The organism is Halomonas sp. 707D4 (assembly GCF_024158685.1).
GTDB lineage: Bacteria > Pseudomonadota > Gammaproteobacteria > Pseudomonadales > Halomonadaceae > Vreelandella.
In genome coordinates, this window is sequence record NZ_JAMZBD010000075.1 from 1 (window position 1) to 9,718 (window position 9,718).

General features: G+C 50.6%; 9 protein-coding genes. 3 read left to right on the forward strand and 6 right to left on the reverse strand.

What is annotated here, in order from left to right; all coding sequences use genetic code 11:
* Both BIS11_RS05140 and BIS11_RS05145 read left to right on the forward strand, forming a co-directional pair.
* A partial coding sequence (locus BIS11_RS05140; RefSeq protein WP_253585789.1) for a biotin transporter BioY occupies nt 1-181 on the forward strand: 181 nt, incomplete at its 5' end.
* On the forward strand, nt 178-609 hold the full coding sequence (locus BIS11_RS05145) for a DUF1284 domain-containing protein (RefSeq protein ID WP_253425810.1): 432 nt from the start codon (nt 178-180) through the stop codon (nt 607-609). The genes BIS11_RS05140 and BIS11_RS05145, both read left to right, overlap by 4 nt.
* 133 nt (nt 610-742) lie before the next feature.
* Here BIS11_RS05145 and BIS11_RS05150 read toward each other — a convergent pair whose 3' ends face one another.
* Nucleotides 743-1,879, reverse strand: a complete 1,137-nt coding sequence (locus BIS11_RS05150; RefSeq protein WP_253425812.1) for a Fic family protein — start codon at nt 1,877-1,879, stop codon at nt 743-745.
* Between the two features lie 443 nt (nt 1,880-2,322).
* Here BIS11_RS05150 and BIS11_RS05155 point away from each other — a divergent pair, with 443 nt between their 5' ends.
* Complete coding sequence (locus BIS11_RS05155) at nt 2,323-3,150, forward strand: pseudouridine synthase (protein ID WP_253425814.1); 828 nt, start codon at nt 2,323-2,325, stop codon at nt 3,148-3,150.
* A gap of 420 nt (nt 3,151-3,570) precedes the next feature.
* Here the strand turns inward: BIS11_RS05155 and BIS11_RS05160 are convergent, their stop codons facing one another.
* From BIS11_RS05160 to BIS11_RS05180, 5 genes are all read right to left on the reverse strand, one after another.
* Nucleotides 3,571-4,428, reverse strand: a complete 858-nt coding sequence (locus BIS11_RS05160) for a hypothetical protein (protein WP_253425817.1) — start codon at nt 4,426-4,428, stop codon at nt 3,571-3,573.
* 18 nt (nt 4,429-4,446) lie between these two features.
* Entirely contained in the window at nt 4,447-6,174 is a 1,728-nt protein-coding gene (locus BIS11_RS05165) for a hypothetical protein (protein WP_253585790.1), read from the reverse strand.
* 8 nt (nt 6,175-6,182) lie between these two features.
* On the reverse strand, nt 6,183-7,397 hold the full coding sequence (locus tag BIS11_RS05170; RefSeq protein ID WP_253425231.1) for an N-6 DNA methylase: 1,215 nt from the start codon (nt 7,395-7,397) through the stop codon (nt 6,183-6,185).
* Between the two features lie 143 nt (nt 7,398-7,540).
* Nucleotides 7,541-9,118: a glutamine-hydrolyzing GMP synthase gene (guaA, locus tag BIS11_RS05175; protein WP_253425228.1), complete on the reverse strand. Its 1,578-nt coding sequence runs from the start codon at nt 9,116-9,118 to the stop codon at nt 7,541-7,543.
* A gap of 106 nt (nt 9,119-9,224) precedes the next feature.
* Nucleotides 9,225-9,718, reverse strand: a 494-nt coding sequence (locus tag BIS11_RS05180) for an IMP dehydrogenase (protein WP_253585791.1), incomplete at its 5' end; no start/stop codon positions are given.

Here is a 9,718-nt window from a genome sequence, read left to right on the forward strand (position 1 = left end):
CATGATGCTGGCTCACGTGCTCTGCCTGGCCGCCGGTGGCGCCTGGCTTGCTGGGCTCATTGGCATGGAGCAGGCCATCGCACTAGGCGTGGCGCCCTTCCTGGTCGGCAGCGTGCTGAAATCGGCCCTGGCCACCGTGACGCTCAAGCTGCTCGCCCGCCGCCACCGCGGCGACGCATGACCATTCGGCTACGCGGCCACCACCTGCTCTGCCTGCTCACCTACGTGGGCAAGGGCTACAGCGCCGCCTTCGTGGCCAACTACGACCGGCTCGCCGCGCGCCTCTCCGGCGGCGAGCCGGTGAAGCTGGTCGCGGGGCCGGATGACATCTGCGCCCCGCTCTTCACCCCCGCCTGCGAGCCGCCCCACTGCCTGAACCACAGCGTCATCGCGCGGGATGCCGCCGCGCTCGAGGCGATCAGCGAAACGCTGGGCCGCTCGCTGACCGTTGGCGATACCCTGGAACTGGATAATGCAATGCTGGCATCGCTCAGGGTGGCGTTTCGCGCCGGGCGCACACGGCGTGCGTGTGTCGACTGCCAATGGCATGCGCTTTGTACGGGGGTGGCCGAGAGTGATTATGCTGGAGCGCGGGTTCAGGTCGGGTGAGCGCGACTAACACCGAGCCATATCTCCCAAGCCCTGGTTACCCAAACTTCCCTTGATCCAATAGCCGACTCATGAACCTTGAGCCGATTGTAACGTACCGGTCTGTTTGGCAGCCCAGCGCGCTACGGTATCGCTACGACGATGTACTTTTCCCTTTTTCATTAAGCAGCACCGCGTAACGCGTACTGCGCCCCCCGCCAGGCAGCCTATAAAAGCAGCCCTTTTCGACCAGCTCGATCATATCTCGCGTGGCGGTGGCTTTACTCACCTTCGCCAGCGCCTGGTATTTTCGGGCATTGATGCCCTGCGTAAACGCTTCGCCCGCATTATCCAGCAGTCGGTTGAGCACCTTGATTTGCCGCTCGCTGAGCACCGTGGTCGCGTGACGCTGCCAGAAGTGCGTTTTCAGTAGCACCCGATCGATACGTAATAGCGCCTGTTCGAGCGCTTCCTTGAGCGTATCCAGAAACCACGCAAGCCAAGGCGTGATATCCAAGCCGCCCTTCTGGGTACTTTCAAGATGATCGTAGTAGGCCTCGCGCCGCGCCATGATCGCGGCACTCAACGAATAAAAGCGTATGGACTGCCGTTCGGCCTGGGCCAGCGCCCGATCGGTCACTGCACGCGTAACACGCCCGTTACCGTCGTCAAACGGATGCAGCGTAATCAGCCAAAGGTGGGCAATACCTGCTCGAACCAAAGGGTCGAGCCCTTCCGGCGGCTGGTTGAACCATTCGAGGAACGCCTCGAGCTCCCCTTCCAATTGGGCCCGCGGCGGCGCTTCGAAATGCACCGTCGGCCGATCCATTCGACCCGATACGACCTGCATGGGGTGATCGCCACGTAGCTCGCCCACGCGTACCTCGTGAAGCAAGCCGGAGCGCTGCACGAAGAGCAAGGACTGCCAATGACATAGCATCTGCCGGGATAGCGGCTCCTCGGGCTGGCGAGTCGATTGAAGCAGCAGCTCGATCAGCGCTTCGGATTCCGGGGTGGTTCGCAGAGTAACGCCCGCCTGCTCCAACCCCAAATGACGAGCCACCGACGAGCGCACGGAACCAACATCCAAACGCTCGCCCTCGATCTCGCTGGTGCGAATGGCGTTTTGAATGAGCGCGTCCATTTCCACGGTTAAATCCGTGTGTTCAGACATTGCATCCGTTCGCCCCACCGCGCGCCCTTGCAGCAGCCTTATGGCATCCAGCAAGGGGCGTAAAGCGGGCTCATCCCAGTCGAACGAAGGCCAATTGCGCCGCTCCCAAATATACATGAGCCAATTACCATGCTTATTCGAATCATTGTATGAGCCGATTATGAAGATTATTCGGCTCAATTGCTAATTGGCGAAGCTTGCCAGCGTTCAGCCCGGCCTTTCTGATCAGCATGACCATCGTTGCCATGGTCTACGCCATTGCCATACCGAATATCCCGGCGGGCGCGGAAGGGCGACCCGGACCGGTTCGGTACCGCAGGTGCCATCCTGAGCCTGCTCTACCATATGCTCCTCGGATTGGGGCTGGTCATCACAAGGCCGGACTCTAAAGAGTGGCGCTACCCAATAAAGGGGTGACGTCGGTTACACTAGCGCGACCGTCTTGAGGGCGAGGTTTTCTTACCACTTTCCCCGCTTCCCAACCTGCGATACCTGTCATGTCCATTTGCCAATGCCCTTCGAAGCTGAGCCTGCCTCAGCTCAATCCCGGTGTATCGACGGTGCTTGAGTATCTGCTGCTCATGTTTCCGGCCATCAGTGAGGCGACATGGCGCGAGCGCATGGCCACCGGCAAGGTGCATCGCGATGACGGCTCCTTGATTACACCGGCATCACCCTTCAAGCCCCATCTTCGCGTGTTCTACTATCGCGAAGTGGCACGCGAGCCGAGCATTCCCTTCGCCGAGCATATTGTCTATCGAGACGAGCACATTCTGGTGGCCTACAAACCGCACTTTCTGCCGGTCACACCCGGCGGGCGCTACGTCAACGAGTGCCTGCAACAGCGTCTGCGACAAAGCACGGGGATCGAGGCGCTGCAAGCGGTGCATCGCCTGGATGGAGTGACAGCAGGGCTGGTGCTGTGTTCGCTGAATCCCGAAACCCGCGCGCTGTATCACCAGCTGTTCACGTCACGCCAGATTCACAAGACCTATCAGGCCATCGCCGAGGTAGACGGCTCTACGTCATGGGTGGGTCGAGAGTGGGACGTCAAGAATCGCATCGAACCCAGCGAGCAGCGCTTTCGCATGCGAATTAATGAGGGCGACGCCAACAGCCACTCGGTGATCCGCTGCGTGCAGCAAACCGACACTCAGGCGCTGTTCGAATTACACCCCGTCAGCGGGCGCCGCCACCAGCTACGCCTGCACATGCAGTCACTCGGCTGGCCGATTTTGAACGACCGCTACTACCCAGTGCTGCAGCCGCTCTCGCCGGATGACTATAAGCGCCCCTTGCAGCTACTCTCCAAAGGCTTCGAGTTCACTGATCCCGTAACCAATGAGCTTAGGTGCATTGAATATGATGGCGATCTGACACTTAAATAGCGTGGCGTTATCACTCCCCTATCCGTTACTCTACTAAGCGCGTCTGGAGCCGCAGCAGCATGCTCATCTCAGCTATTGCATTTTGAGCTGAACTACACGGGACTGGCGGGGATAGCAGTAACTTTTTTAGTACGGCGGCTTTACGTTCTTTAAAATAAAGTGGCACATAGGCTTCATTTCGCTCTCTCTGAATTTTATTGATGCGATTGCGCTAACCGAACCACTAGACTGACACAGAGGGTTATTGTGGGGGTAATATCCTGGCTCAGCTCAGGGAACTAACTCCACACCAAACACTAAATCTCATCATCATATAACACGACTTACGACAAACCTAATCACCTGCGTCTTAGAATAGCATTTATAGTAACTCACGAAACTAAAATCAACACTTTAATCATTAAAAGCTAATCAAAAAGTCTACTTAAAGCTATCTCTAAAACTATCATAAACATTTTTCATGGGAGGCGAGGGACGAGTATCAAGACTGCTTGAAAAGATATTATAATACTTTGAAAAACGATTTTTATCTCTTCTAAAATCCCAAGTCCAATTATTTTTATAAGGTATCACACCACTATCTACACGATTTTTAAAAGTCCTTGACAAAATACTTTCAAACATATAATTATTAATTATTTTAACAAAGTTTCTAATGACCTCTGAAACATCTTGCAGACCATCTATAGTTAAATAAAGCGGTTTTTCCAATATATCTTTATGGGAGTCTAAACCAAGTTTAATAGCATTTTTTGTTCCAAGCTTTCCAAATCTGTGTACACAACAATGTCTCATCTCACATATTTTTTGGTAATCTAAGAAAGACTTTTCAACTTCAGATGGACAATTACCTTTAATACCCGCAAAATCTTTTAATGCTTGTTTAACATTATAAGAACTAGAAAAAGAGTACTCCTCAAGCAAAGCTTCAGCTAATATTTCAGGCTTATGATTAAGAGCAGCTCCATAAGTAACATTTAGAGGCTCAACTAGTTTTCTAGAGTATTCGTCCACATTCACTAAGTGCCTAAAAACAGCTCTAAAGTAGCTTTCAACTGCCGACATATAACCAAGAAGAACCAACGTACCCATTTCACGACTCAAATGGTTCAAAGGCAAATAAATAGTGTTTATTTTATTAGTATTATCTATAAATTGATCGACTGGGCTCATATCCTGGTCAACATAAGTTGCATCAAACATAGCAGTAGTTTCAACGCTCTGCTGAGATGTCTGAACTACTGTAATAGAGCGAAAAAGACTTTGTTCTATAGCCATGGAAAGATAACCCTGTAATCAAGATAAAAAATCATCAACAAAACTTATAACAAGCTCTATCATTTTACTTGCGCGAACAGTTCCAACCCTATGAATTTTGCGTAACTCAGTTCCTGGGTCGCGTATAGCTAATAAATCACCAATTGTTTGAACTCTTTCAAGCTTTGATACTTTTTCTTTTTGCCAAGCAGTTAAGCCAGGCACACTATTCAGGGGTAAAGACATGCACTTAGTAAATGTTGAGTCATCTAACAATTGACTACCACAGTTATGACAAAACTTCTGTTGGTCTGTTAACCTTGGTGTATCGCATACTCTACATGGAGGAAGATCTATTCGTAAACCTTCCAAAATCTCACGGTCAGCAAGCTTAGAAACACTTCTTCTGAGCGGATGCTTTGCAGATTTTAAGCCTATTGTTTTTAAAGTTAGGCTTGCTGAGGAACTACGACTTCCTCCACTAAGTGCACGTAAAGATATTAGTGCCGCCAAGTGAGGAGTATAGCGTCGGTAAATTCTATCTTCTCCATGCGATACACTTGGATTTTCATACAACATTCCCGCTTCTATTAGAAGATTAAACATTCTATCTACTAATGGTTGCGCTGCTATCTCTACTCCTGGAACACCTAGCATTAACTGCTTTTCATTTTTCTCGATAGATTTAGCATTAAAATCTTTAAGATCGTGAATCATTGAGTCAAAAATCTGCATACCAGCCTTTATTAAAGTTTCAAACCTAGGCACTTTAATAGACATGGACTCATATTCGTATTTTCTAGAATTGTAATGTGACTCAATGACTTTATTTGCTAACTGATGAGGTCTTCCTTTACCATGCTCATACTCTCTTAGCATAGTAAGGTACGCTCGCGGCACTCCAAAAGCAGCATATCTTAACAAGAAGTCAACGTCTTGATTTATATCTAAGACTGGAAATCTTTGCTTTGATATCGCCCCCATTATATCAATATAACTAGGATCATTTACAGAAAGCCAGACGTTAACTTTCTCTGCCTCATGATCAGCGTGAAACTTGGCACCATAATCTGTGGCGGGGTATACTGAAGCCTTAGGAGAAATTTTTTGTGTTCTCAATACTCGTACCACATCAAAAAACTCTGTCAAGTACTCAGGGGTAAGCGTTAAAGCAGCGTCATCCATTAATATAACGGCTCGTTTTCTCCCCAAAAGATCAACAGCTAATTCGACCGTCAATATCAATTCATTTATATTAATATTCTTTACAACATAATCATCATCTTCAGTTAACGACACTCCTCTTTCTAGCCGACCTATTAAGCCATCTAGAAGTTCATCATCAAAACCTAAATACCTAGACTTTTCATGGCTAACGCTCTTTAATAAAGAACTAGGCACAGCTTCTTTAAGTGACTTTACTATTCTAGCAAGAATCCAAACGTGAAAAAGGTCTGTGGCATTAGCACGGCCCCTTAGCAAAGGTTCAAGTCTATAGTAACGATTAAATGTAACATAAATTGCTAAAGGAAGAGAATCATCCTCTTTACATAACAACCATGTATAGCGCATAAGATGTGTTTTACCACATCCTCTAGGACCTACGATTAACTTTGTCCCTCTAGCCACTAATGACTTATGAATTGAATTAAAAAACTCCCCCTGTGCAGTACCCTTTTTTAACTGTTCCGCAGTTATATGGTCCGCCCTTTCATCCAAAGCTTGTTGAAGTTCAGCCTCTTCTTGATGTGTCAACTCTTCTTTCATATTAGCCTCTAAAGCTTGATATTCATATTTAGAAGATCAGAGCGAGTGATATATCTAGCGCCAACTCCTCTTGAGCAAGACCCTAACCATTGCTTTCCTTCATTTGAAACAAGGTATTCAAAGACAACCTTTCTCAGCTCAATATCAATAATTCTCAATATAAAAACGCAGTCAGATACAGGAACTATTCCTTCTTGCACATAACAAACTTTCTCTTCAAGATTTCTGCCAACTCTTGCGATTAAAATATCCCCTTGAATCGCATGCGCAAATCGATCAACTAACCTTTCACTAACTACCGGCAAGTTAACGACAGATGTTTTCGAATTTATGGGAAAATCAGTTGTGTGAAACACTGGAATTAGTGCTTCTTTTACCTCTTTAGATGAAAAAGATCCACGAACAATACTCACATCGAAAAAACTTAATGGTTTACAGTGGCTATTACCTTTCTGAATTTTTTGGCTATGAAAACTAAAGTCGAGACGATCTACTCCTGCTTCTCTTGGTATGAAAATTGGCCTCGAAACTCCACCTTTTTTTTTCACTTCATAAAGTTTAATATTTTTTTTATAAGGAGATGATTTTTTTAAAAATAAAATATGTGCTTTTGCTTCTGTATTTGAAAACACACCTCGCGGCAAGTCAACAACACTTTCTAAGCAATAATTATCTAATAGATTCTTTCGGACATCTATCGATCGCTCACCAGTTATAATCCCACTCGGCACTATAACGCCTAACTCTCCACCACTTTTTGTTAGTCTTAAGTTTTGAGCTAAAAAAAGCAATTCAGCACGACCATCTTTAGAGACGCCTCTTGTTTCGCTAAGTCCAGCTTCTTCAAGAATTTTCTCATATTCTGGTTTCCATAATGGCCTCGTATATGGAGGGTTGCATAATGCCACATCAAATTCGCCGTATTCATTTTTAATCTTATTTGGCAAATCATAGTCAAGCGCATCAGCGTATATATGAAAATGATTTTTTTTCAAAGATGAAAAACTAGAAAGGCTATCTAACTCAACACTTACAATAGACGCGCTTTTCCATTTCTTACTTGCCGCCATCGAAAGACTTCCGAGTCCAGCCCCTAGATCAATCACAGAATTTGGAGCGGCAGTTTCTATACGACTGACAAGCAAGCGCCCTACATTAGCATCAGTATAGAACTGTCCATATTTAGCTCGGCTATTTAGAACAACATTGTCATACTTTTCCATTTACCAGCATCGCCTATTAAAAACAGCAGCATCTATTAAAAAATGAACTATTTATAAAAAACAACATTCACTAATTAAATCTAGCATAAAAAAAGAAAGGGCTCATCTTTCGATGAACCCTTCTTCCTGTCATACCACGTTCATCATTCCCACTCAATAGTCGCTGGCGGCTTACTAGAAACATCATAAGTCACCCGCGAAACCCCCTCCAACTCATTGATCACCCGGTTGGACACCTTCTCCAACAGCTCGTAGGGCAGGTGCGCCCAGCGGGCGGTCATGAAGTCGATGGTTTCGACGGCGCGCAGGGCGATGACCCATTCGTAGCGGCGGCCGTCGCCGACCACGCCGACGGACTTGACCGGCAGGAACACGGCGAAAGCCTGGCTGGTTTTTTCGTACCAGCCGGAGGCGCGCAGTTCCTCGATGAAGATGGCGTCGGCTTCACGCAGGATATCGGCGTACTCTTTCTTCACTTCGCCGAGGATGCGCACGCCCAGGCCCGGTCCCGGGAAGGGGTGGCGGTAGACCATGTCGTAGGGCAGGCCGAGTTCGAGACCCAGCTTGCGCACTTCGTCCTTGAACAGCTCGCGCAGCGGCTCGACGAGCTTGAGCTTCATGGTTTCTGGCAGGCCCCCCACGTTGTGGTGAGACTTGATCACGTGGGCCTTACCGGTCTTGCTGGCGGCGGATTCGATCACGTCCGGGTAGATGGTGCCCTGGGCGAGGAACTCGACGCCGTCGATCTTGCTGGCCTCTTCGTCGAACACGTCGATGAAGGTGTTGCCGATGATCTTGCGCTTGGCTTCCGGGTCGTTCTCGCCCTTGAGCTTGGAGAGGAACAGCTCTTCGGCGTCGACGCGGATCACCTTCACGCCCATGTGTTGGGCGAAGGTTTCCATCACCTGGTTGCCTTCGTCCTTGCGCAGCAGGCCGTTATCCACAAAGACGCAGGTGAGCTGGTCGCCGATCGCCTTGTGGAGAAGTGCGGCGACGACAGAGGAATCCACGCCGCCGGAGAGGCCGAGCAGCACGTGGCGGTCGCCCACCTGCTCGCGTACGCGCTGTACCTGGTCTTCGATGATCTGGGCCGGGGTCCAGAGCTTCTCGGCCTGGCAGATGTTCAGCACGAAGTGCTCGAGGATGCGCTGGCCCTGCAGGGTGTGGGTCACTTCCGGGTGGAACTGCACGCCGTAGAACTGCTTCTCTTCCCAGGCCATGGCGGCAATCGGGCAGCTCGGGGTAGAGGCGGTCACGGTGAAGGTGTCCGGCGCCTTGGCGACCTTGTCACCATGGCTCATCCATACGTCGAGCAGCGCCTTGCCGGATGCCGCATCCACGTGGTCCCTGATGCCGTCGAACAGGGCGTTGTCCGCGTCGATCTGGATCTGGGCGTAGCCGAACTCGCGCTGCTGGGAGCCTTCCACCTTGCCGCCGAGCTGCTCGGCCATGGTCTGCATGCCGTAGCAGATGCCGAAGACCGGCAAGCCCATCTCGAACACGCACGCCGGGGCGCGCGGGGAATCCAGCTCCGTGACCGACTCCGGCCCGCCGGCGAGGATGATGCCGTTGGGGTTGTACTCGCGGATCTCCTCTTCGCTAATGTCGAAGGCGCGAACCTCGGAGTAGACGCCGATCTCGCGCACGCGGCGGGCGATGAGCTGGGTGTACTGGGAGCCGAAATCGAGAATCAGGATCTTGTGGGCGTGAATGTCGGTCATGGCGGTATCTCTCAAGCAGTGTAGGCGCGGCCGCTAAGGCGTTGACAAGAGCTGTAAAAAGCAAGCGACGGGCCTTTGCCCGCCGCCGTGTTACTGAACTCCGGGGTCAGCTCACCCGGTAGTTGGGGGCTTCCTTGGTGATCTGCACGTCGTGGACGTGGGATTCGTTGAAGCCCGCGCCGGTGATCTGCACGAACTCCGGCTTGGTGCGCATCTCGTTGACGTCGCGGCAGCCCGTGTAGCCCATGGAGGCGCGCAGCCCGCCCATCAGCTGGTGGACGATGGCGCTCATCAGGCCCTTGTAGGGCACGCGGCCTTCGATGCCTTCCGGCACCAGCTTCTCGGCGCCGGCGTTCTTGTCCTGGAAGTAACGGTCCGCGCTGCCCTGGCTCTGCGACATCGCGCCCATGGAGCCCATGCCACGGTACGCCTTGTAGGTACGGCCCTGGTAGAGTTCGACCTCGCCCGGGGCTTCCTCGGTGCCGGCCAGCAGGCCGCCGACCATCACCGCACTGGCACCGGCGGCAATCGCCTTGGCCAGATCGCCGGAGAAGCGCACGCCGCCGTCGGCGATCAGCGGAATGTCGTACTCCTTGAGGG